Annotated in this window: 21 protein-coding genes; 9 read left to right on the top strand and 12 right to left on the bottom strand. The window is 72.0% G+C overall.

Going from position 1 to position 23,698, the window contains the following annotated elements; translation table 11 throughout:
* The first annotated feature begins 106 nt into the window (after positions 1-106).
* From HG542_RS05215 to HG542_RS05205, 3 genes are all read left to right on the top strand, one after another.
* Complete coding sequence (locus HG542_RS05215; RefSeq protein ID WP_171078835.1) at positions 107-775, top strand: sporulation delaying protein family toxin; 669 nt, start codon at positions 107-109, stop codon at positions 773-775.
* A gap of 103 nt (positions 776-878) precedes the next feature.
* Positions 879-1,481 (top strand): SdpA family antimicrobial peptide system protein, encoded by a 603-nt coding sequence (locus HG542_RS05210; RefSeq protein ID WP_171078834.1) that lies wholly within the window; start codon positions 879-881, stop codon positions 1,479-1,481.
* Positions 1,472-2,428 (top strand): sporulation-delaying protein SdpB family protein, encoded by a 957-nt coding sequence (locus tag HG542_RS05205; RefSeq protein WP_171078833.1) that lies wholly within the window; start codon positions 1,472-1,474, stop codon positions 2,426-2,428. Before HG542_RS05210 ends, HG542_RS05205 begins: the two co-directional genes overlap by 10 nt.
* Here HG542_RS05205 and HG542_RS05200 read toward each other — a convergent pair.
* Both HG542_RS05200 and HG542_RS05195 read right to left on the bottom strand, forming a co-directional pair.
* Positions 2,419-2,745: a hypothetical protein gene (locus tag HG542_RS05200; protein WP_171078832.1), complete on the bottom strand. Its 327-nt coding sequence runs from the start codon at positions 2,743-2,745 to the stop codon at positions 2,419-2,421. The genes HG542_RS05205 and HG542_RS05200 overlap by 10 nt on opposite strands.
* A 32-nt stretch (positions 2,746-2,777) precedes the next feature.
* A complete protein-coding gene (locus HG542_RS05195) occupies positions 2,778-5,000 on the bottom strand; it encodes a HelD family protein (protein WP_171078923.1) in 2,223 nt (740 codons plus the stop codon).
* Between the two features lie 196 nt (positions 5,001-5,196).
* Here HG542_RS05195 and HG542_RS05190 point away from each other — a divergent pair, with 196 nt between their 5' ends.
* Together HG542_RS05190 and HG542_RS05185 are read left to right on the top strand one after the other, a co-directional pair.
* The gene (locus HG542_RS05190; protein WP_171078831.1) at positions 5,197-6,381 is read left to right on the top strand and encodes a glycosyltransferase; all 1,185 of its coding nucleotides are present in this window, start codon (positions 5,197-5,199) and stop codon (positions 6,379-6,381) included.
* 71 nt (positions 6,382-6,452) lie between these two features.
* Positions 6,453-7,439, top strand: coding sequence for an alpha/beta fold hydrolase (locus HG542_RS05185; protein ID WP_171078830.1), 987 nt, complete (start codon positions 6,453-6,455; stop codon positions 7,437-7,439).
* 25 nt (positions 7,440-7,464) lie between these two features.
* Here HG542_RS05185 and kdpC read toward each other — a convergent pair whose 3' ends face one another.
* The 5 genes from kdpC to HG542_RS05160 form a co-directional block, all read right to left on the bottom strand.
* On the bottom strand, positions 7,465-8,115 hold the full coding sequence (kdpC, locus tag HG542_RS05180) for a potassium-transporting ATPase subunit KdpC (protein WP_171078829.1): 651 nt from the start codon (positions 8,113-8,115) through the stop codon (positions 7,465-7,467).
* Positions 8,116-8,147: 32 nt separating this feature from the next.
* Complete coding sequence (kdpB, locus tag HG542_RS05175; protein ID WP_171078828.1) at positions 8,148-10,229, bottom strand: potassium-transporting ATPase subunit KdpB; 2,082 nt, start codon at positions 10,227-10,229, stop codon at positions 8,148-8,150.
* Positions 10,229-11,893, bottom strand: coding sequence for a potassium-transporting ATPase subunit KdpA (gene kdpA, locus HG542_RS05170; RefSeq protein ID WP_171078827.1), 1,665 nt, complete (start codon positions 11,891-11,893; stop codon positions 10,229-10,231). The genes kdpB and kdpA overlap by 1 nt, the downstream gene beginning before the upstream one ends.
* Positions 11,894-11,983, bottom strand: coding sequence for a K(+)-transporting ATPase subunit F (gene kdpF, locus HG542_RS34730; RefSeq protein WP_171078826.1), 90 nt, complete (start codon positions 11,981-11,983; stop codon positions 11,894-11,896).
* 432 nt (positions 11,984-12,415) lie between these two features.
* A complete protein-coding gene (locus tag HG542_RS05160) occupies positions 12,416-14,884 on the bottom strand; it encodes a sensor histidine kinase (protein ID WP_171078825.1) in 2,469 nt (822 codons plus the stop codon).
* 189 nt (positions 14,885-15,073) lie between these two features.
* On the opposite strand from HG542_RS05160, the gene HG542_RS05155 reads away from it, so the two are divergent.
* Positions 15,074-15,868 carry a hypothetical protein gene (locus HG542_RS05155; RefSeq protein ID WP_171078824.1) on the top strand — a complete coding sequence of 265 codons (795 nt, stop codon included), beginning with the start codon at positions 15,074-15,076 and terminating at the stop codon, positions 15,866-15,868.
* On the opposite strand, the gene HG542_RS05150 is transcribed toward HG542_RS05155, so the two are convergent.
* A complete protein-coding gene (locus HG542_RS05150) occupies positions 15,854-16,210 on the bottom strand; it encodes a helix-turn-helix domain-containing protein (protein WP_171078823.1) in 357 nt (118 codons plus the stop codon). The genes HG542_RS05155 and HG542_RS05150 overlap by 15 nt on opposite strands.
* A 473-nt stretch (positions 16,211-16,683) precedes the next feature.
* Here HG542_RS05150 and HG542_RS05145 point away from each other — a divergent pair, with 473 nt between their 5' ends.
* From HG542_RS05145 to HG542_RS05135, 3 genes are all read left to right on the top strand, one after another.
* Positions 16,684-17,334, top strand: coding sequence for a DUF4360 domain-containing protein (locus HG542_RS05145; RefSeq protein WP_171078822.1), 651 nt, complete (start codon positions 16,684-16,686; stop codon positions 17,332-17,334).
* 204 nt (positions 17,335-17,538) lie between these two features.
* The gene (locus tag HG542_RS05140; RefSeq protein ID WP_171078821.1) at positions 17,539-17,928 is read left to right on the top strand and encodes an ATP-binding protein; all 390 of its coding nucleotides are present in this window, start codon (positions 17,539-17,541) and stop codon (positions 17,926-17,928) included.
* Between the two features lie 252 nt (positions 17,929-18,180).
* Positions 18,181-20,268 carry a SpoIIE family protein phosphatase gene (locus HG542_RS05135; RefSeq protein ID WP_171078820.1) on the top strand — a complete coding sequence of 696 codons (2,088 nt, stop codon included), beginning with the start codon at positions 18,181-18,183 and terminating at the stop codon, positions 20,266-20,268.
* On the opposite strand, the gene HG542_RS05130 is transcribed toward HG542_RS05135, so the two are convergent.
* From HG542_RS05130 to HG542_RS05115, 4 genes are read right to left on the bottom strand one after another with little or no spacing between them, the layout of a single operon-like run.
* Positions 20,225-21,451, bottom strand: a complete 1,227-nt coding sequence (locus HG542_RS05130; RefSeq protein ID WP_171078819.1) for a cytochrome P450 family protein — start codon at positions 21,449-21,451, stop codon at positions 20,225-20,227. The two genes, HG542_RS05135 and HG542_RS05130, sit on opposite strands and share 44 nt — an antisense overlap.
* Positions 21,448-22,647 (bottom strand): MAB_1171c family putative transporter, encoded by a 1,200-nt coding sequence (locus tag HG542_RS05125; RefSeq protein WP_229922619.1) that lies wholly within the window; start codon positions 22,645-22,647, stop codon positions 21,448-21,450. Before HG542_RS05125 ends, HG542_RS05130 begins: the two co-directional genes overlap by 4 nt.
* Entirely contained in the window at positions 22,644-23,234 is a 591-nt protein-coding gene (locus HG542_RS05120) for an ImmA/IrrE family metallo-endopeptidase (RefSeq protein ID WP_171078818.1), read from the bottom strand. Before HG542_RS05120 ends, HG542_RS05125 begins: the two co-directional genes overlap by 4 nt.
* Positions 23,231-23,695 carry a helix-turn-helix domain-containing protein gene (locus HG542_RS05115; RefSeq protein WP_171078817.1) on the bottom strand — a complete coding sequence of 155 codons (465 nt, stop codon included), beginning with the start codon at positions 23,693-23,695 and terminating at the stop codon, positions 23,231-23,233. Before HG542_RS05115 ends, HG542_RS05120 begins: the two co-directional genes overlap by 4 nt.
* Positions 23,696-23,698 lie beyond the last annotated feature (3 nt).

The raw sequence follows: 23,698 nt of genomic DNA, 5'->3' as shown, positions 1-23,698 counted from the left end.
GTCCTGAACGCCGGCCTCCTCCTCTGCATGCCCGCAAGCGGAGCGCCGGCCTGCCGCCGTCCGGGCGGTGAAACCCGTTTTCCAACGACTCGTCGAAGGTACCTCAATGAAGCTGAAGAAGAACGCTGCGCTCGCCTGCGCAGCAGCCGTCCTCACCGTGGGCGCCGTCTCCGGCACGGCGGCCGTGGCCGCTCCCGCGAAGAACTCCGGGGTGACCGCGCCGCTCTCCGGCAAGGCCGCCAAGCACACCGTCAAGTACTCCGACGAGGACATCGTCGGTCTGCTGATCTTCGCCAAGGGCAAGGCGGCGGACGAGCACCCGGACCTGGCCAAGCAGATCCGGTCGCACCGCACGCCCCAGGCCGACCAGGTGACGCTCGCGCAGATCGCGGAGTTCACCAAGGAGCTCAAGGCGATCGACGCCGACTTCCACGACAAGGTCACCGTCCCCGTCCAGATCAACGACCCGTACGCGGCCAAGGCCGGTATGGAGCGGCTGAACGACGACGTCAAGACGTTCATCGCGCAGCACAAGAAGTCCGGCAACAGCCCGGACCGTGCCAACGGCTGGGTCTGGCACGACGCCAACGCCGTGATCGAGATCAACGTCCTCGGTGCCATCAACGCCATCGGCTACGCCAACGTGGCCGGTGCGACCGAGGCGGTCGTCGCCCTCGTCGTGGTCCCGTCCGCGGTGAGCTACGGCTTCGACATGAGCAAGCCGAACAGCCTGGACGCCGGCAACTTCGTCTCCGCAGTGGCCAAGGCTCTCTGACCCGCCGACACCCTGCCGGGCCGCGTCGCGCACAACGCGGCCCGGCAGGGCCCCTTCCGCCCGCCCGACACACGTACCAGCGCCGCATAGGGGCCATGCCCGGATGACCAGTACGTCCACAGAACTCCGCCCGGAACCGACGGGACCCGGGACCGGCTCGATACGCCAGCTCGTCCTGTTCGCCACCGCCAGTCTGCTCGTCTTCGGCTATCTCGCCCTGTCGCTCTTCTACACATTGCCGACCAACGCGCTGAGCAGCCGCCACTCCAAGGGGGTGCGGCCGGTCCTGAACATCCTCACCCCGGAGAACTGGGCGTTCTTCACCCGCAACCCGGAGGGCGAACAGATCGGCATCTACTCCTACGGAGCCGACGGCTCGGTGCACAACCTCCTGAACACGCCCCAGGGATCGCCCGCGAACCTCTTCGGTCTGTCCCGCACCCAGCGGGCCCAGGGTCCGGAGATCGGCTTCTTCAGCGCGAACGCCACGCAGCACTGGTCCGACTGCGCCGGCTATCTCGACGACTGCCTCCGTGACGCGAAGGCGAAACCCGCGCTGAAGGTGAAGAACACCAGCCCCGTGCCGACGGTCTGCGGTGAGGCCTACCTCACCCGGGAGAAGACGGTGCCGTGGAGCTTCCGCAACCAAGTCTCCTACGACCGGCGCGTCGAGCACGTCGCCCACCTGGACATCCGATGCCGATAACGCCCGCCGTACAGTCCCTCGCCGACCGCCTCGCCGCGCGCACGGCCCGGCACGACATGCGCTCCCGCTGGTTCGGCGCCGGGCGCACCGTCATCGCGGTGGCCCAGCTGGGCTTCCTGCTGCTGACCCCGATGAAGGCCCTGCTCGTGCCGGTCGTCGGCATGGGCGACTACCCGCACTGCAACTCCGTCCGCGCTGCCTCCGCGCTGTGCCTCGGCAGCAGCGGGGCGGCCCATGAGGCCCAACGATGGCTGCTCGTCGTGATCGTGGCGGTGGCCGCCAGCGGGTACCGCCCGCGCTGGACGGTGATTCCGCACGCCTGGGCCACCTACTCGATCGCCGTGAGCATCGCCGTGCCCGACGGCGGCGAGTCCGTCGCCATGATCATGTGCTTCCTCATGATCCCCATCGGCCTCGCCGACGACCGCATCTGGCACTGGCAGCAGCCCACCCGCGAGCTCGCCCCCTCGTGGCGCACGATCACCTTCGTCGCCTTCCTGGCCGTCCGGGTGCAGATCGCCTACCTCTATCTCGACAGCGCCGTCAGCAAGTTCGGCGTGGCCGACTGGGCCAACGGCACGGCCGAGTACTACTTCCTGCGCGACAACATGTTCGGTGTGGCAAAGCCCTGGGACGGGCTCTTCCTCGCGCTGTCCAAGAACGCGCTCGTGGTGGTGGCGCTCACCTGGGGCGCGCTGGTCATCGAGATCGCCATCGGCATCTGCGTCCTGGCCTCGGACCGCTGGCGCAAGGCGGGACTGGCCATGGACATCGTGCTGCACGGCTCGATCATCCTCACCATGGGGCTGTGGAGCTTCGCCATGGTGATGATCGGTTCTGCCGTCGTGTGCGCCACACCGGAGGGCCGCGCAACTCCCCTGCCCCGAAGGGGCGCGGGGAACTGCGCGACCAGCCACGAACGACCCGCGGCCTTTGCTCAGGCCTGAACGACCGGATCCCCGATCCGGAACCGGCTCCCGTTCCGCGCGCCCAGCTGGGCCGTGATCCTCACGCGTCGGGCCCTGCCGTCCACCGTGAACTCCCGGCTCGCCAGGGCGAGATGGGTCCCCTTCTGCCCCCGGTACCGGAAGAAGACCCTGATGCGATGCTGCCCGGCAGCAAGGGGAATCGTCCCGGTGCCCCACTTCATGACGTGCTCCCGGCCGTCGATCTCGACGACCGGGAACGTCAGCAGGTGATGGAACGCCGCGGCGATGGGATGAGGCCTGACCTCGACTGCGACAACTGCCTTGTGATCGACCATGGTTGGATGCTACTGCCCGGTGATCACTTCCGTCACTCCCATCCCTCCAGTCCCTCCAACCCCGCCGGGAGGGCCCCCGCATGCACGACACCCAGCCGCTGCGTCGCCCGCGTCAGCGCGACGTACAGATCGCTCGCACCGAACTCCGCCGGCTCCACGACGATCACCGTGTCGAACTCCAGCCCCTTCGCCTGCCGCGGATCCAGCAGCACCACCGGCCGCGTCAGATCGGGAACGGCTCCCGAGGATGCGTCCGGAAGGGCGGCGGCCAGGGCCGGGAGCAGGTCGCGTGGAGCGATCACCGCGAGACGCCCCTCGGTCCGGGCCTCGCGCGCAACGGCCTCGGACACCGCCCCGGGCAGGTCACCGGACCGCAGCGCCCAGGGACGTACGCCCGTGGAACGCACCGAACGCGGCGGCACGAAGGAGGGGTCGGCGGACCGCACGACGTCCGCCGCCACCTCCATGATCTCCGCGGGCGTGCGGTAGTTGACGCCGAGCCGGACGTGCTCCCAGCGGTCGCCGACGTGCGGCGGGAGGATGTTCTCCCACGCGCCGCAGCCGCCCGGCTCGGCGGCCTGCGCCGGATCGCCGACCAGGGTCATCGACCGTGTGGGACAGCGGCGCATCAACAGCCGCCACGCCATCGCGGACAGCTCCTGCGCCTCGTCCACGATGATGTGCCCGAACGCCCAGGTGCGGTCGGCCGCCGCACGCTCGGCCGCGCTGCGGTGGTCGGCCTCCTCGTGCCGCTCCGCCAGCCGCTCCGCGTCGACCAGGTCGTGGGCGGCCAGCACCTCCGACTCCTCGTCGTCGCGGTCCTCGAACTCCTGGGTGCGGGAGCCGTAGGAGAGGTCGAGCACGCCCTGTGCGTAGGAGATCCGCTCCTGCCGCGCGGCCTCGGCGGCGGCGCGGGCCGCGGAGTCGTCCTCGCCGAGGAGCTCGGCGGCCTCGTCCAGCAGCGGCACGTCCGCGGGCGTCCAGGCGCCGCCCGCACGGCGGATGGCCGCGGCGTCCGCCTCCGGGAGGTGCACGGGCTCTTCGAGGAAGTCGGCCACCAGCTGCTCCGGGGTCAGCGCCGGCCACAGCTCGTCGACGGCGGCGTGCACTTCGGTGCTCGCCGCAATGGCCTTGCCGAGCTGGGCGATGTCGTCCGGGCCCAGCAGATTCGGCCCGCCGTACGGGTCCGCGCCGAGGCGGTCGGCCAGTTGGGCCGTCAGCGCGTCGATCACGGCGAAGGCGAAGTAGGGACGGGCGAGGTTGTGCGGCAGCCCGGTCCCGCGTGCCCGGCTGCGGGCCGCCTCCGCGATCTCCGCGTCCAGCCGGAGCTCGCCGTCCTCGTGGTCGATCACGATCTCGGGGTCGGGCAGCGTCTGCCGGTCGCGGATGTACCGTGCCAGCGCTTCGGCCATGGCCGCGCCGCCCTTGACCTCGGCCGCCCGCGGGGTGTCGGTGCCGGTGGCGGTGACGCCCGGGAAGAGCTCGCCGGGCGTGGCCAGCAGCACGCCCGTCTCGCCGAGCGAGGGCAGCACCTCGCCGATGTAGCCGAGGAACGCCGGGTTGGGTCCGACGATCAGCACGGCCCGGCGGGCGAGTTGCTCCCGGTGCGCGTACAGCAGGAACGCCGCACGGTGCAGGGCGACGACGGTCTTTCCGGTGCCCGGGCCGCCCTCGACGACGAGCACGCCGTGGTGCGGGGCGCGGATGATGCGGTCCTGCTCGGCCTGGATGGTCTGCACGATGTCGTGCATCCGCCCGGTGCGCGCCGAGTCCAGCGCGGCGAGCAGCACCGCGTCCGCGTCCGCGCCTTCGTGGCCGGTGCGTTCGGGGTCGGTGAGGTCCAGGATCTCGTCGTGCAGCGCGGTGACCCGCCGCCGCTCGGTGGTGATGTGCCGCCTGCGGCGCAGCCCCATCGGGGTGTGCCCGGTGGCGAGATAGAACGGCCGCGCGACCTCGGCCCGCCAGTCGACGACCAGCGGGGTGCGCTCCGCGTCGTCACGGCGTATGCCGATGCGCCCGATGTGATGGTCGCGGCCGTCGCGGAACTCCAGCCGCCCGAAGCACAGCCCGTGCTCACCGGAGTCGAACGCGGCGAGCAGCCCGGACTGTTCGGCCACCGCCACGTCCCGCTCCAGACGCGCCTGGAAGGTGTGGCCGTCCCGGCCCAGGGCCTCGCGCACGGACTCCTCGGCGCGCGCCCGCAGTTCGGCGAGCCGCGCGTACAGGAGGTCGAGGAATTCCTGCTCGTGCTGCATTTCCTCGTTTGACAATTCGGCTCCCGCCCCGATAGAATGTCCTCATAAGACTTCCCCCTGACTCGAATTGAATCGGACAGGGAAACACCCAATATACGCAGAGAAATACCCCGGGCGTCAATCCGCTCCGGGGTATTTTCCGTCCCGGGGATGAATACGGGTTTCCGTGCGCGCCCCGGCGGACAGTGATTTCCGGGTGCGCGTGCTCTGTACCGTCACCGGATCCTCCTCGCATGCCAGGGCCCTGCTGCCGCTGGTCTCGGCACTGGCCGCGGCGGGCCATGCCGTCCTCGTCGCCGCACCCCCGCAGTTCGTGCCCGGCTTCGCGGCCCGGCAGGTGCGGACCGCGGGGATCATGGCGGACCTCCACGCCCATATGGCCCGGCGGTTCCGCGAGGGCGGGAGCCCGGAGCCCGGGCCGCCGGGGGCGGCGGCCGTGGAGTTCTTCGCAGGCCCCCACCTCGCGGAGAGCTGCGCCGCGCTGCTGCCCGCCGCCCGCGACTTCGGCCCGGACCTGCTGGTCCGTGACGGCGGTGAACTCGCCGGGTGCCTGGTGGCCGAGGTGCTGGGCATCCCGCACGTGGCGGCGCCGTCCGGCGCGGCCAACCACCTCGACCCGGTGCGCCTGCTGCCCGTCCTCAACGGACACCGCGCCCGGCTGGGACTGCCCGCCGCGGACGATCCGCAGTGGATCCACCGGCACGGCCGCCTGGACTGCATGCCGCCCGCCCTCTCCTTCATGGCCCACCCGGCCGCCACGACCTTCGCCTACCGCCAGCCCGCGGACGTCGATCCCGCCGAGGTCCTGCCCGGCTGGATGGCCGGACTGCCCACGGACAGACCGCTGGTAATCGCCGCCGTCGGCACCGTGCTGCCCATGCTGCCCGGGCTGCCCGGGAACGCCTTCGGCGCCGTGCCGGTGCTGAACTCCGTCGTCGCGGGGCTGGCGCAGCTGGACTGCGTGGCCCTCGTCGCCACCGGAGGCCTCCCGGTCGAGCACGACCCGGCCCTCGGCGGCGTGCACCTCGTGGACCGCTTCCCCCAGCCCCTGCTGCTCCGGTGCGCCCAACTGCTCGTCACCCACGGGGGATACAACAGCATCAGGGAGGCCGTGGGCGCCGGCGTGCCCATGGCCGTGGCGCCCCGCTTCGGCGACCAGCCCGCCAACGCGGACCGGGTGCGGCAGCTCGGGCTGGGCGACAGCATCGCGGACCCGGACGCCGTCCCGGACCCCGGCCGGGTCGCGTCCGTCTGCGGGCGGCTGCTCGGCGACGCCCGGATCGCCGAGCAAGTCCGCGGCGCCCAGCGGCAGATACTGACGCTGCCGCCCGTCGAATCGGCCGTCGCCGGCCTGGAACGGCTCGCGCACGGGGCGCACTGACCGTGCGGTCATCGCGCGGCGTATGGTGCGGCGTATCGTGCGGGAATCAACCTTCGAGCAGGGGAGGGCATATGAGCGTCGCGGTGGAGCACCGCCACGTCGAGGTGAACGGCGTCAGGCTGCACATCGCCGAGCAGGGTGAGGGGCCGCTGGTCCTGCTGCTGCACGGCTTCCCCGAGTGCTGGTACTCCTGGCGCCACCAGTTCGCGCCCCTGGCCGCGGCCGGATACCGGGTCGTCGCGCCGGACCAGCGCGGGTACGCCCGCAGCGACCAGCCCGGCGACATCGCCGCCTACAGCCTGCTGCACCTCACCGGCGACGTGATCGGACTGATCCACGCACTGGGCGAGGAACGCGCCGTGGTCGTCGGCCACGACTGGGGCGCCCCGGTCGCCTGGACCACGGCACTGCTGCGCCCCGACGTGGTGCGTGCGGTCGCAGGCCTGAGCGTCCCGCATGTGCCGCGCGGTGCGGAGCCCCCGCTGCCCCGGCTGCGCGCGCTGCTCGGGGACGGGTTCTACCAGCAGTACTTCCAGGAACCGGGCGTCGCCGACGCCGAGTTGGCGCAGGACCCGGCCGCCACCTTCCGCAGCCTGCTGTCCGGCAGCTCGGGCGACAGCCCGGCCACCGACCCGCCGCGCCCCTGGGTCGTCCCCGAGGGCGCGACGCTCCTCGACACCATGCGGGAGCCCAAGGAACTCCCCGAGTGGCTCACCGAGGAGGACGTCCGGGTCTTCGCCCGCGAATACGCGCACCACGGCAGCCGCGCCTTCACCGGCGGCCTCAACTGGTACCGCAACATCGACCGCAACTGGGAACTGCTCGCCCCCTTCGACGGCCGCGGCATCGAGGTCCCGGCCCTCTACGTGTCCGGGGACCGCGATCTCGTGCGCGGTTTCCCCGGCATGGACCAGGTGCTCTCCTCCCTGGACCGGATCCTGCCGGGGCTCACCCGCAGCATCACCCTTCCCGGCTGCGGTCACTGGACCCAGCAGGAGCGTCCGGAGGAGGTCAACGCGGCCCTGCTGGAGTTCCTGGCCGCGGTGCCGCGCCCGTAAGGGTGGCGCCCCGTAGGGGCGCCCCTCAACCCAGCGACGCCAAATCGTGGTTGAGCTCCACCACGTTCACATGCGGCTCCCCCAGAAACCCGAGACCGCGCCCCTCGACATGTGCCTCCACAAGCCCACGCACCCGCCCGGAGGGCAGCCGGCGGGCCCGGGCCACCCGGTCCGCCTGCTCGCGGGCGTAGGCGGGGGAGATGTCCGGGTCCAGCCCCGAACCGCTTGCGGTGACGGCGTCCGCCGGGACGGTCCGCGGATCGACCCCGTCGAACGCGGCCACCGCGGCCCGGCGTCGGCCGACGGCCGCGACCAGGTCGGGGTCGGTGGGGCCGAGGTTTGACGCGCCGGAATATGTCGGGTCGTACGGGCCCGCCCCCTTGCCCGCGTCGGCGGAGGAGGGCCGGGGCTGGAACCACCGGGGATCGGGGCGCAGTTGCTCGGCCGGGTCCGCCGGGTTCCGCTTCGGCAGGGCGAAGTTCTGGCCGAGGAGTGCGGAGGCGACAGGCCTGCTGTGGTCCTCGATCAGGGAGCCGTTCGCCCGGTGGGGGAAGACCGCTTGCGCGATGCCGGTGACGGCCAGCGGGTAGACGATGCCGGTGAGGACCGTGAGCACCAGCAGGATGCGCAGGGCCGACAGGTACTGCCGGGCCGTGGACGGGAGATGGAGGAGCATGAGGACTCGCCTTCTTCGCCTTCTGACTGCCGTCAGTGGAGGCCGGGGACGAACTGGACGGCCAGGTCGATGAGTTTGATGCCGACGAAGGGCAGTACGAGGCCGCCGAGCCCGTACAGCCAGATGTTGCGGCTGAGCAGGGCCGCCGCGGACGAGGGCCGGTAGCGCACGCCGCGCAGGGCGAGCGGGATGAGTGCGACGATGATCAGTGCGTTGAAGATGATCGCGGAGGAGATGGCCGACGTCGGGCTGTGCAGCTTCATGATGTTGAGCCTGTCGAGGCCGGGGTGGGCGACCGCGAACATCGCGGGGATGATGGCGAAGTACTTCGCGACGTCGTTGGCGATGGAGAAGGTGGTCAGCGCTCCGCGGGTGATCAGCAGCTGTTTGCCGATCTCGACGATCTCGATGAGCTTGGTGGGGTTGGAGTCCAGGTCCACCATGTTCCCGGCCTCCTTGGCGGCCGAGGTGCCGGTGTTCATGGCCACGCCCACGTCGGCCTGGGCCAGCGCCGGGGCGTCGTTGGTGCCGTCGCCCGTCATCGCGACCAGCTTGCCGCCGGCCTGCTCGCGCTTGATGAGGGCCATCTTGTCCTCGGGCGTCGCCTCGGCCAGGAAGTCGTCGACCCCCGCCTCCTCCGCGATCGCCTTGGCCGTCAGCGGGTTGTCACCCGTGATCATGACGGTCTTGATGCCCATGCGGCGCAGCTCGTCGAAGCGTTCCCGGATGCCCTCCTTGACGACGTCCTTGAGGTGGATGACGCCCAGCACGCGGGCGCCGTCGGCGTCGTCCACTGCCACCACCAGCGGGGTGCCGCCGCTCTGCGAGATGCGTTCGGTGATGTCGTGCACCTCGTCCCCGGGGCGGCCGCCGCGGTCGGTCACCCAGCCGGTCACCGCCCCGGCCGCGCCCTTGCGGATGCTGCGGCCGTCGACGTCCACCCCGCTCATCCGGGTCTGCGCGGTGAAGGGGACGAACTCGGCACCCTCCAGCTCCCCTTCGCCGCGGGCCCGCAGCGCGTGCCGCCACTTGGCCAGGACGACGACGGAACGGCCCTCGGGTGTCTCGTCGGCGAGCGAGGACAGCTGGGCGGCGTCCGCCAGTTCGTCGGCCTCCACCCCTTGGACGGGGAGGAACTCGGCGGCTTGACGGTTGCCGAGGGTGATGGTGCCGGTCTTGTCGAGCAGCAGGGTGTTGACATCGCCGGCGGCCTCGACGGCACGGCCGGACATGGCCAGGACGTTGCGCTGCACCAGGCGGTCCATGCCCGCGATGCCGATCGCGGAGAGCAGGGCGCCGATGGTCGTCGGGATCAGGGCGACCACGAGCGCCACCAGGATGACGATGCTCTGCTCGGCCTTCGCGTAGATCGCGAAGGGCTGGAGGGTGATCACGGCGATCATGAAGACGATGGTCAGCGAGGCCAGCAGGATGTTGAGGGCGATCTCGTTCGGCGTCTTCTGCCGGGCCGCGCCCTCGACCAGGGCGATCATGCGGTCGATGAAGGTCTCGCCCGGCTTGGAGGTGATCTTCACGACGATGCGGTCGGACAGCACCTTCGTACCACCGGTGACGGCCGAACGGTCGCCGCCGGACTCGCGGATGACCGGGGCCGACTCGCCGGTGATGGCGGACTCGTCCACGGAGGCGACGCCCTCGACGACGTCCCCGTCGCCCGGGATGATCTGCCCTGCCTCGACGACGACGTGGTCGCCCAACTGCAGCTCGGCGGCGGCCACCTCCTCCTCCGGCGGCGCCTCGGCGCCGGGCCGCCAGTCCGTGAGGCGACGGGCCGTGGTGTGCGTCCGGGCGCGGCGCAGCGTCTCGGCCTGGGCCTTGCCCCGGCCCTCCGCCACCGCCTCCGAGAGGTTGGCGAAGACGGTGGTGAGCCACAGCCACGCCGCGATCACCCAGGGGAAGACGCCCGGGTCCTTCAGCGCCGACAACGTGGTGAGCAGGGCGCCGACTTCGACGACGAACATCACCGGGTTGCGGACCATCAGCCGCGGATCGAGCTTGCGCACGGCGTCGGGGAACGAGGCGAGCAGCTGCCGGGGGTCGAGCAGGCCGCCCGAGACGCGATGCGGCTGGTGCCGGGGGAGCGAGTCGGCCATCAGTGCAGTCCTTCCGCGAGCGGCCCCAGCGCCAGCGCCGGGAAGTAGGTGAGGCCGACGACGATGAGGATCACGCCGGCCAACAGCCCGACGAACTGCGGCCGGTGGGTCGGCAGGGTGCCGGCCGTGACGGGCACCGGGCGCTGCCGGGCCAGGGCGCCGGACAGTGCCAGCACGAACACCATGGGCAGGAAACGGCCGAAGACCATGGCCAGGCCGAGTGCGGTGTTGTACCAGACGGTATTGGCCTGCAGGCCGGCGAAGGCCGAGCCGTTGTTGTTGGCGGCGGAGGTGAACGCGTAGAGGACTTCGGAGAAGCCGTGTGGACCGGAATTGGTCATCGCCTTCTGTTCGCCGGGCAGGGACATGGCGATTCCCGCGCCGACGAGGACGATGGCGGGGGTGCTGAGAATGTAGAGGGAGGCGAACTTGATCTCGCGGCTGCCGAGTTTCTTGCCGAGGTATTCGGGCGTGCGGCCGACCATCAGCCCGGCGACGAAGACCGCGATGACGGCCACGACGAGAATGCCGTAGAGGCCGGATCCGGTGCCGCCGGGCGCGATCTCGCCCAGCATCATGTTGAAGATCAGCAGTCCGCCGCCGCCCGGCGTGAACGAGTCGTGGGCGGCGTTCACCGCGCCGCACGAGGTGAGCGTGGTGGAGACGGCGAACAGTGCGGAGGACCAGATGCCGAACCGCTGTTCCTTGCCCTCCATCATGCCGCCCGCCGCGTGCCCGGCCGGACTGCTCACGCTGTGCAGCTCGTTGATCGTGACGACCGTCACCGAGGCCGCCCAGATCAGTGCCATGACGGCGACGACCGCGTACCCCTGGCGGCGGTCGCGGACCATGGTGCCGAAGGTGCGCGGCAGGGCGAACGGGATGACCAGGAGAAGGAAGATCTCGACGAGGTCGGTGAAACCGGTGGGGTTCTCGAAGGGGTGGGCGGAGTTGGCGCTGTAGAACCCGCCTCCGTTGGTGCCCAGTTCCTTGATGGCTTCCTGGGAGGCGACGGGACCGCCGGTGATGCTCTGGTGGTCCCCGGCGACGGTCGTCAGGGCCTGGGCGCCGTGGAAGTTCTGGATCACCCCGGCCGCCACGAGCACGAGGGCGAAGACGAATGCGACCGGTAGCAGGACGCGCAGCACGATGCGGGTCAGGTCGACCCAGAAGTTGCCGATGTGGTGGGTGCGCTTGCGGGTGAAGCCCCGGATCAGGGCGGCGACCACCGCGATGCCGACGGCCGCCGAGACGAAGTTCTGCACGGCCAGGCCCGCCATCTGCACCAGGTGGCCCATGGCCGACTCGCCCGAGTACGCCTGCCAGTTGGTGTTGGTGACGAAGGACGTGGCCGTGTTGAACGCCAGATCCGGGGCGACGGGCTTCATGCCGAGCGACAGCAGGAGGTGGTTCTGCAGCCGCAGGAAGGCGTAGAGGAACAGCACGGACACGGCGGAGAACGCCAGCAGGCTGCGCATGTAGGCGGGCCAGGTCTGTTCGGCGTCGCCGTCGACGCCGCCGGTGCGGTACACGAGCCGTTCTGCGCGCAGGTGGCGGGTGGTGGTCAGGCAGTGCGCGACGTAGTCGCCCAACGGCCGGTGGCACAGGGCGAGTGCGGCCACGAGGGCGAGGATCTGCAGCCAGCCCGCGAGGGTGTCGTTCATTCAGAACCTCTCCGGGAAGATCAGGCAGTACAGCAGGTAGAGCAGCAGGCCCACCGCGACGACGAGGCCGACGATGTTCTCGACGGTCACAGCCGTTCCACCCCCTTGACCGCAAGGTGGAGCAGGACGAAGGCCACGATCGTGAGGCCGACGAAGGCGAGATCAGCCATGGGCGATACACCTCGTGAAGGGTGAGGAAGAGTGGGGAGGGGGAGGAAGGGAGAGGAAGGGGGAGGGAGGAGCCGTCGGTTCCTGTGTGGGAGCTGTGGGGGACGGACCGACGGCGTGTGCGCCGACTCGTTCGAGCCACCCGTAGCGAAGCGCCGGACACCCGCCCTGGCGAGTCCCCTTAGCGCGCTCCTGATGTCAGGAGGCGGCATATTGACGGGGGCTTTATTGCGTTCGATGGCTTGTTCTGAACCCCGGACACGGGTGCGTCGCCGGAGGAACAAGGTGGGTACACAGGCGCACACGGTAGTGGTAGACGGGAGGCCCGGCCCGGGAACACGCTGATGTGCAGGGTCACGGCGCAGCGGAGCCCGGAGGCGCCGCCGAGGCCGGCAGGACGAGCGTCACCGCGAAGGCCGCGGCCTGCGTATCCGAGGACCGCAGCGAAGCCCCCATGGCCTCGACGAGGTCCCGGGACAGCCGCAGGGCCAGGCTCCGGCCCCGTTCCGCCGGGACCGGGGAGCCGTCCGTCCCGTCCGTGATGCGCAGGGCCAGCCGGCCGCCTGACATCAACTCGGCGGTGACGACGGGAGGTTGACCGGCCGGGCTGTGGCGCAGCGCGTCTGCGGCGAGGGCGGTGAGGGCGCGGGTGAGCAGGGCCGCGTCGGCGATGACGTCGGGCAGCTCCTCCGGCAGGGAGAGGACGAGCGTGTGGCCGCCGGGCCCGAGGTCGTCCAGGGCCGTGGTCAGGACCTCGCTGAGCTCCACCGGGCGGAGGCAGAGGTCGAGCGCTCCGGCGTGCAGCCTGCTCACATCGTCCAGGTCGGTGACGAGCTGCTGCGCACGGCGCACGGAGGACCGGACGGTGGCCGCCCGTGCCTGCTCCGGCTCGTCCGCCCGTGCGAGCGCCCCGGCCGCCGTGTCCAGACAGGTCCTCAACTCGCGTACCGCCGTGACCAGGAGCGAGGCACGCGTGCGCTCCGCGGCGGCGAAGGTGTCCGTCTCGGCGGCGTGCCGGGCGAGCCGGCCTTGGGTGTACGCCACCGCGAGCTGCGCGGCGCACGCGGCGAGGAACTGCCGGTCCTCCCGGCTCAGCCCCTGGCCGCGCGCCGCGAGGGTGAGGCTGTCGTCGACGGGGCTCTCCAGGTCACCGTCGTAAGGCCGTTCGGGCGGCTGCTCGCCCGCGCTGGCGACGACATACCAGCGGGGCCGGGCGCCCGCACCGGGGTCCCGTTCCAGCAGACTCACCGCGGTGAGGCCGAAGTTCTCCCGGATCTGCTCCACGAGGGAGGGCAGATCCTGCCCGTGCATCATCGCCGTGGCCAGCCGGCTCAGGGTCCGCGCCTCGGACGTGGCGCGCACCGCCTGGTAGCTGCGCCGGGCGGCTGCCCCCGCGGCCGAGCCGACGAGCGCGGCGACGGTGACGAAGGCGACGAGCGCGAGGATGTCGTGCCCGTGCTCGACGGCGAAGGAGTGCGGGGGAGCGGTGAAGAAGTAGTCCGCCAGCAGCGCCGCGGCCACCGCGGCGACCAGGGCGGGCCACAGCCCGCCGACGAGGGCGATCACCACGACGGCCAGCAGGTAGAGGATCAGATCGGCGGAGAGGTCGAGACGGCCGCGCAGCGCCGTCAGGGCCCAGGTCAGCGCGGGCAGCAGGAGTGCCGTGCCCGCGGTCGCCAGCCAGTACCGGCGCCGGCCGGTGCCCCGGTACGGGAGCGGAGGCCGGGCCAGGGCGGCCGAGCCGGCCGCCGCCTCGTGCGTGACGATGTGCACGTCGACGGGCCCGGAGCCGTGGATCGTCCGCTGCCCCACCCCGGCGTGCCACAGCCGGGAGAGCCGGCCCCGGCGGCTCGCGCCCAGCACGATCTGGGTGACGTTCTCCGCCCGGGCGAACTCCAGCAGCGCCTCGACGACGTCGTCCCCCGTGACCTGGTGGTAGCTGCCGCCCAGGGACTCCACGAGGGCGCGCTGGCCGTCGAGCGCGGCCGGGCTGCCGCCCGCCAGTGCGTCGCCCGGGACGACATGGAGGGCCAGCAGCTCGCTCCCGGGGGTGCGGGCGGTGATCCGGGCGGCGCGCCGGATGAGCGTCTCGCCCTCCGCGCCACCGGTCAGGCCGACCAGGATCCGCTCGCGGGTCTCCCAGGGGGTGGCGATGCCGTGGTCGGTGCGGTAGCGCTGGAGCCCCTCCTCCACCCGGTCGGCGAGCCACAGCAGCGCCAGTTCGCGCAGTGCGGTGAGGTTGCCGACCCGGAAGTAGTGCGTCAGCGCGGACTCGATGCGGTCCGGCGGGTAGATGTCGCCGTGCACCATGCGACGGCGCAGCACCTCGGGCGGGAGGTCGACCAGTTCGATCTGGGAGGCCCGCCGTGCCACCTCGTCCGGCAGCGTCTCGTGCTGGACGACGCCCGTGATCTGCTCCACCACGTCGTTGAGGGACTCCAGGTGCTGGACGTTGAGCGTGGTGACGACGTCGATGCCCGCGTCCAGCAGCTCCTCCACGTCCTGCCAGCGCTTGGCGTTGCGGCAGCCGGGCACGTCGGTGTGGGCCAGCTCGTCCACCAGGGCGACCTGGGGGCGGCGGGCGAGCACGGCGTCCAGGTCCATCTCGGTGAACGACACCCCGCGGTGCACCAGGGTGCGGCGCGGAACCGTCTCCAGCCCCTCGGCCAGGGCGGCCGTGAGCCGTCGCCCGTGCGGCTCGGCGAACCCGACGACGACGTCCGCGCCCTGGGCGCGCAGCCGCTGCCCCTCCTCGAGCATGGCGTAGGTCTTCCCCACCCCGGGGGCGGCCCCGAGGTAGATCCGCAACGCTCCGCGCGCCATCGGCGGGCTCCTGCCGGGTCGGGACCATGGCCGTCCGCCTTCCATGGTGCTCCCTGCGCCGCGCCCTGTCCTGGCTCGATTCATGCGCTCCGCCCGGATCTTGGCCCGATCGTTGCCCGCGGTGACAGTGGGCGATGGGAACATCATTTTGTTGTGACGGTGGGCTGTGAGTGAGAGCTGGGAGCCGATGTGGCAGGGGACCAGGCGTCCTTGATCACGGAATGGGTACTGCCCGCCGCCGTGTGCGCGCCCGTGACCTGGGTGTGCCTGATCTTCCGGTTCCGTGAGGACGGGCGGCTGCTGGGCACGGTCCGCTCGGCGGGGCTGACGGTCGCCGTGGTGCTGTGGACCTCCGGCATGGCGGCCGTGGCCAGCGGTCTGCTGCTGCCGCACGCGTCGAGCGTGCCGCCCGTGGCGGTGGGTGCGGCGGCCGGCTGGGGCGTCGCGCCGCGCGGCCGGGAACAGGGCGACAAGAGCGCCGTCATGGCCGTACTCACCCTCGGCAACTCGCTGTTGCTGCATCAACTGGCCCTGCGGCTGCGGACCGACCGGGCCGAGTGGTGCGAGCGGATGGCCGGGGGCTTCCGCGACTGCTGGGACCTCGACGCCTTCGCGGGCGGTGTCCGGCACCATCTGCTGCTGCGGGTGGACGCGCCCGGGCGTCCGGTGCGGCTGCGCACCCAGATGAAGCGGGAGATCAACGAGCGGTACAACGAGGTGCGGACGGCCGCGCAGCGGTGGATCACCTTGGAGACAAAGGTCCAGAAGTCCTGTCAGCAGCACGCCCGGCCGGCGACGCGGGACGAGATCCGCCGGGTGCGCCGGGCGTTCGGCGAGGCGGAGCAGTACCTGGTCTGCCTGCTGGAACTGGCGCACGCCCACGGGAAGCGCAGCGACGCGGAGCGGCTCCTGGAGCTCAAGCGGCAGCATCTGTCCTGCGTGGCCATGGAGCAGATGGCGGGCGGGAGTTCAGTGAAGGCGTGAGTGGGCGTACGTCCCGGCCGGTGCGGTCGCGTGCCGGGCGTCCGGCCTGGTGCGGGCGGGCTCGTGGGGGGCGGGGGCGTCGGAGAAGACGATCTCGACCTGGGCGTCGAGACATTCCGCGACGGCGGCGAGCGAGCGGAGGGTGAGGTTCTCGCCGCCGGAGAGGATCTGGCTCACCCGGCCCGGCGAGACGCCCATGCGGTCGGCCAAGTCCTTGCGGGTCATGCCGCGTTCGGCGAGGAGTCCGGCGAGCGAGGCCGTCGCCTGCCGGGCCAGCCTGCCGCCCGCGGCCTGGGCGTCGCCGTGGTCGGTGCCCGCCCTGTTCGTCCGTCCCCAGGCCATGGTGCCCCCCAGTGCTCCCGCGACAGCTGCCGCGTCGTCAGATGTGCTGCTCCTCCACGAGGATGTCCTCCGCGAGGACCTCCCCTCAAGGATGCCACCTTTAGCTCTGCCTAAAAGCCAGTCTGCGCCACACGCCGCCGCACCGCAAGGGTTCCGGGGCGCCTCCTGCCGCCTTGACCAGGTGTTACGAGGCCGTCGACGGTTTTCGGCCAGATCTGCCGGAACCCCCCTTCCGGAGGCACTCGCTCCCCCTGCCGCGAAGTCTGGCCAACTCCCCGCGCCCTCCCTATCATTCCGAACGCTCGTCCGTCCCACGGGTCGTGGGAAACCGTGCGCTCACATGCGCCTCACGGCCCGGCACTTCTCGAATCCCGACGCCCGCCCTACCGCTCAGGGGTGCCCGTGAGGATTCCCAGGTCTTCCTTGTCTTCCCCTCGGGCCTTCGCGGCCCGAAGACAACCGATTGGAGTGCCATGCCCGGCGGTCTGTTCACAGCCGGAGCGATAGCGGCGTTATTCGCCTCGTCGCTCGCCACGCACAATCCCACCGTCATCAAGGACCCGCCGCCCGACAAGATCGTGATCGAGATCGCCACGGTCAACGGCTCGGGCTGCCCCGCGGGTACCGCCGCCGTCGCGGTATCCCCGGACAACACGGCCTTCACCGTCACCTACAGCAACTACCTCGCGCAGGTCGGCGTCGGCTCCAAGCCCACCGACTTCCGCAAGAACTGCCAGCTCAACCTGATCGTCCACGTCCCCCAGGGCTTCACCTACGCGATCGCCAGCGCCGACTACCGCGGCTTCGCCAGCCTCGCGGACGGCGCGAGCGGCCTGGAGAAGGCCTCGTACTACTTCCAGGGCTCGCCCGTCACCACGCCCAGCAGCCACGGCTTCAGCGGCCCCTACAACGACAACTGGCAGGTGACCGACTCCGTCGATGTCGCCTCGCTGGTCTGGGCGCCCTGCGGTGAGCAGCGGAACTTCAACATCAACACGGAGCTCAGAGTCGGCGCCGGCTCCTCGGACCCGAGGAGGACGACGAGCTTCATGGCGATGGACTCGACGGACGGCGACATCAACACCGTCTACCACCTCGCCTGGAAGCAGTGCCCGAGCGCGTAGGCGCTCCACGGGTGACGGCCGGGCGGTTCCCCGCGCTCCTTCCGGGGCGCGGGGAACCGTCGTAGATCGCGATTCGTGAGGTTACTGTGACTCGCCGGGTATAGACCTCTGGCGGAAAGCGGGCGAGTGTGGGGACATCCGTCGCGCCACTCGATCGCACCAGAGCCGATGCCTGTATTCACCCGTGACACCCTGAGTCCCCCCGTGGCCGGGAGCGCCGTCTCCCTTCCGGCCTCGCCCCGGTCCGTGGCGGCCGCCCGGCGCTTCGCCGGGCGGCTGCTCGCCGAGTGGGGCCTGGACGACCTCGCCGACGACACCGTGCTGCTGCTCTCCGAGCTGGTCACCAACGCCGTCGTGCACGGCTGCGGGGGCGTCGGCGACGTCGAGCTCTCCCTGGGCCGCACCCCCGCCCACCTGCTGGCCCGGGTCACCGACACCGGGGGCCGGGCGCCGCTGTGCGGGCAGGCCGCGGCGGACAGCGAGAACGGCCGCGGCATGTGGCTCGTCGAGCAGCTCGCGGACGGGTGGGGCCATCACGCCTCCGGCGCGGGTACGACGGTGTGGTTCACCCTTCCGCTGCCGGGGCCGCGCTAGGGCGCACCCGGCGGATCTCCGTGCCCCGAAGGGGCGCGGGGAACTGCGCGACCAGCCACCGACGGCTTGCGGCCGACGCGCTGCCCCAGGGGTCCGGGGCGAACCCCGAGCACTTCGACTGCGGGCGCGTCGTGGCTGAGCGCGCAGTTCCCCGCGCCCCTTCGGGGCGCCGCAGGCTGCGGACCCGCCCGGTTCGGGGGGACCATGGAAACACTGCGGCGTGGAGGGCGGCCGGCGGAAGGAGGACCCGGGATGGGCACCAGCGACGCGCTCCCGCCGCGCCAGGAGCCTGCCGGGCCCGTCGCCTACCCGCCCGGAAGCCTTCTGGACAAACTGGGCGTGGCCGCCGTGGTGCTCGACGACAACGGGCGGATCGTGCTGTGGAGCAGGCAGGCCGAGGCCCTCTTCGGCTGGACGGCCGCCGAGGCGCTCGGCCGGCTCGCGGCCCCGCTGCTGGTCGCCGAGCAGCACCGCAAGGAGGTCCTGGGACTCTTCGCCCATGTGATGGGGGAGGGCAGGAGCTGGGCCGGTGTCTTCCCCGCCCTGCACAAGGACGGCAGCACGCTGCTGCTGGAGTTCCGCAACATGCGCCTGGACGACCAGCACGGCCACCGCTACGCCCTGGGCATCGCCACCGACCAGAGGGTGCTGCGCGACGTCGAACGCCATCTGGCGCTCTCGCTGCAGCTCATCGACCGCTCGCCGATCGGGCTGGCCGTCCTGGACACCGACCTGCGCTACCTGATGGTCAACCCGGCCCTGGAGCGCATGCACGGTCTCCCGGCCGAGGAGCACATCGGCAGGACCGTGGCCGAGGCCCTGCCGCACGCCGACGTGACACAGATCGAGGCCGACCTGCTCCGCGTGCTCGCGACCGGCACCCCGCTGCTCGACCAGCTCGCCGTGGGCTTGTCGGGCGGCACCGTCCCCGGCCAGGCGCAGCTGGTCTCGTACTACCGCCTGGACGACCCCGGCGGCCGGGTGCTGGGTCTCGCCGTCTCCGTCGTGGACGTCACCGACCGGCACCGCGCCATCGAGGAGTTCCGCCGCCGCATGCAGCTGATCGCCGACGCCTCCGTGCACATCGGCACCACGCTCGACCTGGACCAGACCGCCCGGGAGCTCGCCGAGGTCGTCGTGCCGCGCCTCGCCGACGTGGCCGCCGTCGACGTCCTGGACACCGTCCTGCAGGGCGCCCCGCCGACCACCGGCGACGAGGACGCCGTCTTCCGGGCCCTGGCCGTCGCCGCGGCCCGCACCCCGGCCGCCACCGAGGCGGCCGCGGCCGCCGACCCGACGGGGCAGATCGCCCAGTACGACGCCGACCGCCTGGTCACCCGGTGCGTGCGCACCGGCGACCCCGTCCACCTGCCCCACGTGGGTGCGGGGGACCTGGCCCGCATCGCCCGCAACGAGAAGGCCGCCGCCCTGCTGGGGCGGGCCGGGGTGCACTCCTACATCGCCGTCCCGCTGATCGCCCGGGGCGAGGTTCTCGGCGCCCTGGACCTCAAACGGGTCAGCAACCCCGAGCCGTTCGGCGAGGACGACGTCGTCCTCGCCGCCGAACTGGCCGCCCGGGCCGCGGTCTGCATCGACAACGCCCGCTGGTTCCAGCGCGAGCGCGCCACCGTGCTCACCCTCCAGCGCAACCTGCTGCCCCAGCGGCCCCAGCAGCCCGTGGGCATGGAGGTCGCCTACCGTTACCAGCCCGCCGGGGCGGCCAGCCAGGTCGGCGGCGACTGGTTCGACGTCGTCCCGCAGTCCGGGGGCGCCAGCGCCCTGGTGGTCGGCGACGTCATGGGCAGCGGCATCAACGCGGCCGCGGCCATGGGCCAGCTGCGCACCGCCTCCCGCACCCTCTCCGGGCTGGGCCTCGACCCCGCGCAGGTGCTGGAGCACCTCGACCAGACCGCCAGTGGTCTGGACCAGATGATCGCCACCTGCGTCTACGCCGTCTGCGACCCCGCCGCCGGTCTGTGCCGGGTCGCCACCGCGGGGCACCTGCCCCCGGTGCTGATGCGGCCGGGCGAGCGTCCCGTCCTGCTCGACCTGCCGACGGGCGCCCCGCTCGGTGTCGGCGGCGTCCCCTTCGAGAGCATCGGCATGACCCTGGCGCCCGGCGACCAGCTGGTGCTCTACACCGACGGCCTCGTCGAGACCCGGGACGAGGCCATCGACGTCCGGCTGCAGGCGCTGATCGCCCTCCTCGACGGCCCCCGGCGCGACCTGGAGGAGACCTGCGACCTGCTGCTGACGGCCCTGCGCGAGGACAACGACCAGGACGACGTCGCCCTGCTCATCGCCCGCGTCGGCCCGTACCGCGAACCGGGAGCGCCCTGAGCGCCCGCGAACGGAACGACGTGCGCCACTGCAACTCACCGGCGGGCACGGCGAGTTCGAGGTCGGGGAAGCGGTCCAGCAGCGTCGCCAGGGCGATCCGGATCTCCATGCGGGCCAGCGGTGCGCCCAGGCAGTAGTGGATGCCCTGGCCGAGGGCCAGATGGGCCTTGTCCGCGCGGCGGATGTCGAAGCGGTCGGGCTCGGGGTAGCGCTCGGGGTCGCGGTGGGCCGAGGCCAGGCACAGCATGACGGTGTCGCCCGCCGGGACGGTGACGCCGCCGATCTCCACCGGTTCGACGGGGAAGCGGCGGATGGCCATCTGGTTGGGGAGCGCGTACCGCAGGAGCTCCTCCACGGCGCCCGGCAGCAGCTCCGGTTCGGCACGCACGGCGGCCAGCTGCTCCGGGTGCTGCAGCAGCGTCAGCAGGCCGCCGCTGATGAGGTGCTGGGCGTTCTCGCTGCCCGCCATCAGGATCAGGAACGCCAGCGACACCAGCTCGTCCTCGCTGAGCCGGTCGCCCTCGTCGCGGGCCGCGATCAGGTCGGAGAGCAGATCGTCCCCGGGCGCCGCGCGACGGGCGGCGACCAGCTCCTCCAGGAAGCGGTGGACGCGGCCGATGGCCTCCACGACCTGGCCCGGGTGCTCGGGCATCAGCATCGTGCCGACCCATTCGGAGAACGGCCGCCGGTCCGCCTCCGGGACGCCCAGCAGATCGCCGATCACGACCAGCGGCAGCGGATTGCTGAACGCGGTGACCAGATCGGCGCTGCCGTGCGCGTCCACATCGGCCGCGAGTCCGTCGGCGAGGCGGTCGGCCGCCGCCTGTACGAGTCCGCCCAGGGCCTCGACCCGGCGCGGCGTGAAGCCCTGGGAGATCAGGCGGCGCAGCCGCAGGTGGTCCTCGGGGTCGATGTTCAGCAGATTGGCGTCCAGGGCCGGCGGCAGGGAGAAGCCCTTGTAACCGACGCCCGAACGCGCCTTGTTGACCGACAGGCGCGGATCCGCGATCCAGGCCCGGACGTCGGCCTCCCGCAGCACCAGCCACACCGGGGAGCCGTCCGGCAGCGCGATCCGGTGGACGGGCGCCGCCTCGCGCAGCCGCGCATAGCCACGCCACGGGTCGGCGAGAAAGGCGGCGTCGAACGGCTGCGGGAGGTTCTGGGTCCGGTCCTGGCGGGTCATGCGGTCCTCTCCGGGGTGGCGGTGAGCGGGGTCTGTTCGAGGGCGGCCGTGACGACCGGCGAGGCGGCGAAGGCGCGGGCGAGCCCGCGCTGGAAGGCGAGTTCGGCCGCCAGGTCCTCGGGCCCGGCCGCCAGCGGGGTGCTCGCGTGCTCGACGGGCCGCACGCCGGCCTCCTTGGCCCGCAGCGCCCCGGCCAGCTGGGCCGCCTCGACCGCGGCGGCCAGCTCGTCGCCCGCCAGCCCGGCCTCCGCCCCGTGCGAGCGCGCCGCCGCGGCGACCGCCGGGTCCATCCAGACCCGCAGCGCCCACTGGGCGTCGCGGATCTCGATCACGATGCGGTAGAGCCGGGTGCGCCGGTCGGCGCCCGGCTCCAGCTCCAGGACCGGCTCGGGCACATGGGCCGTCAACGCCGCGTGCAGCGGGGTGAGTTCGCGGTGGGCGCGCAGCAGCTCCGCACGCTCGCGCAGGGCGCTGAGCGAGCGGCCCCAGTCCGGCATGGTCCAGCCGATCGCCTGGCCGGTGGTGTTGAGCGTGAGCGCGACGGGCACCAGCGGCTCCCAGGCGTGCCCGCTGGTGCCGAACTGCCCTGCCACGATGTCGGCCAGCCGGCAGCCCGCGTAGAGCATCGAGGTGGGCAGCGTGAGGCTGACCAGCCGCAGCCCGCGGCGCAGCCAGGGCATCGGGGCGATCCCCGAGTAGCGCCAGCACAGGAGGCACACGTCGATCTGGTTCCAGGCGTAGGCGATCAGGTAGACGGTGAGGTACGCGGGGTAGAACTGCGCCTTCGACAGGGCGAAGTCCGTCGGCTTCTCCTGTAGTTCGGTGGCGGCCGAGAACAGGGTCACCATGACGGCGAGGACCGCGCCGATGCCGATGAGCCGGGGTGCGGCCTTGCGCCAGGCCGCGTCGCGCTCGTACGTGAGGTGCAGCAGGACGAGTTGCTGGCAGGCGGTCAGCAGCATCACGCAGCTCTGGGTGAACAGCCCCGAGAAGTTGCGGATGCCGACGGCCTCGCTGGTGGCCACCCAGACCGCCGGGGTCGAGACCGTGAAGATCAGGAGCGGGAAGAGGAAGTTCCCGACGAGCGCCCACTGGGCGGGCGACCGGTCCGTGCGGAGGATCCGCAGTTTGTAGAGGAACGCCAGCAGGTTCACTGCGGCGCAGGCCGGATACATGATGCTGTTGAGCTGGTTCATTGCGCCTTTTCTTCTCCGCTCCGGTGCGCCGGGCTCTCGAGCGCCGACAGCCGGGCCGCCAGCTCCGCCGCCTCGGGCGGCACCTGCCACGTCCGCTGCGGTGTCCAGGTGCCGATCCGCCGCCCCAGCAGCGAACCGACGAATTCGGCCTCGCGCTCGGCGGGGGAGTGGGCGTGCTCGCGTCCCAGCACCCGCTGCACCAGGCCGGGGTCGAGGGAGGGCATCAGCAGCCGGGTCGCCTCGGGGGACATCACCGGGGCGGCCTCGTGGTCGCAGACCAGGTGCCCGAGCTCGTGCAGGATCACCTGGCGCTGGTGGACCGGGGCCAGCCGCGCCTCGAAGGCGATGAAGTCGCTGCCCTCCGCCGAGATCCACATGCCGTCCGGACTGCCCGCGGGCAGTGGCAGCGGCACCAGGTGGACCCTGCGGCCCAGGCATGCACCGATGTGGGCGCAGAGCGCCTGCAGGGTCAACTCGCCTTCGGGCAGCCCGAGGGCGCGGACGCGCTCCTCGCACTGCTGCCGGAAGGACGGGACCGGTCCGGGGCCGTTCGCGGATCTCCTCCGCAGCCAGCGCATCACCATCATCGGCGTTCGTCGTCGCGGTCCGGCAGGCCGTGAGGGGGTGCCGGGAGATCCCGTAAGGCGCTCTGCGCCTGGGCGGCGGAGGCGAGGATCTCGCCGATGAGCCCCGACAGCCGGTCCACCGGTGCGGCGACGGGCGAGGCCTTCGACGGGCCGCCCGGCGCGTCCAGCGTGTCCAGTGCAGCCAGTTCGGAGTTCACCTGCTCGAAGACCTGCTCGTCGAGGAAGTAGCCGTCGCGTGAAATGCCCAGGCTGTGCGAGACCTTGAGCAGCGTCTCCAGGGTGAGGTTGCAGCCGTCCGCGGATTCGGCCTGGGACAGGGTCCGCTTGGAGACACCGGCCCGCTCCGCGAGTCCGGCCAGGGTGAACGGTCCTTCGGGGTGGTGCTGCCGGACGTACCGCAGGCGGCGGGCGACATCGGCCTTCACCCGGTGGATGCGCTCGTCTCCCTCCTGCTGCAGCACTGC

This window comes from Streptomyces morookaense (genome assembly GCF_013030945.1).
Classification (GTDB): domain Bacteria; phylum Actinomycetota; class Actinomycetes; order Streptomycetales; family Streptomycetaceae; genus Streptomyces; species Streptomyces morookaensis.
This window is presented reverse-complemented; position numbering and strand designations above follow the sequence as displayed.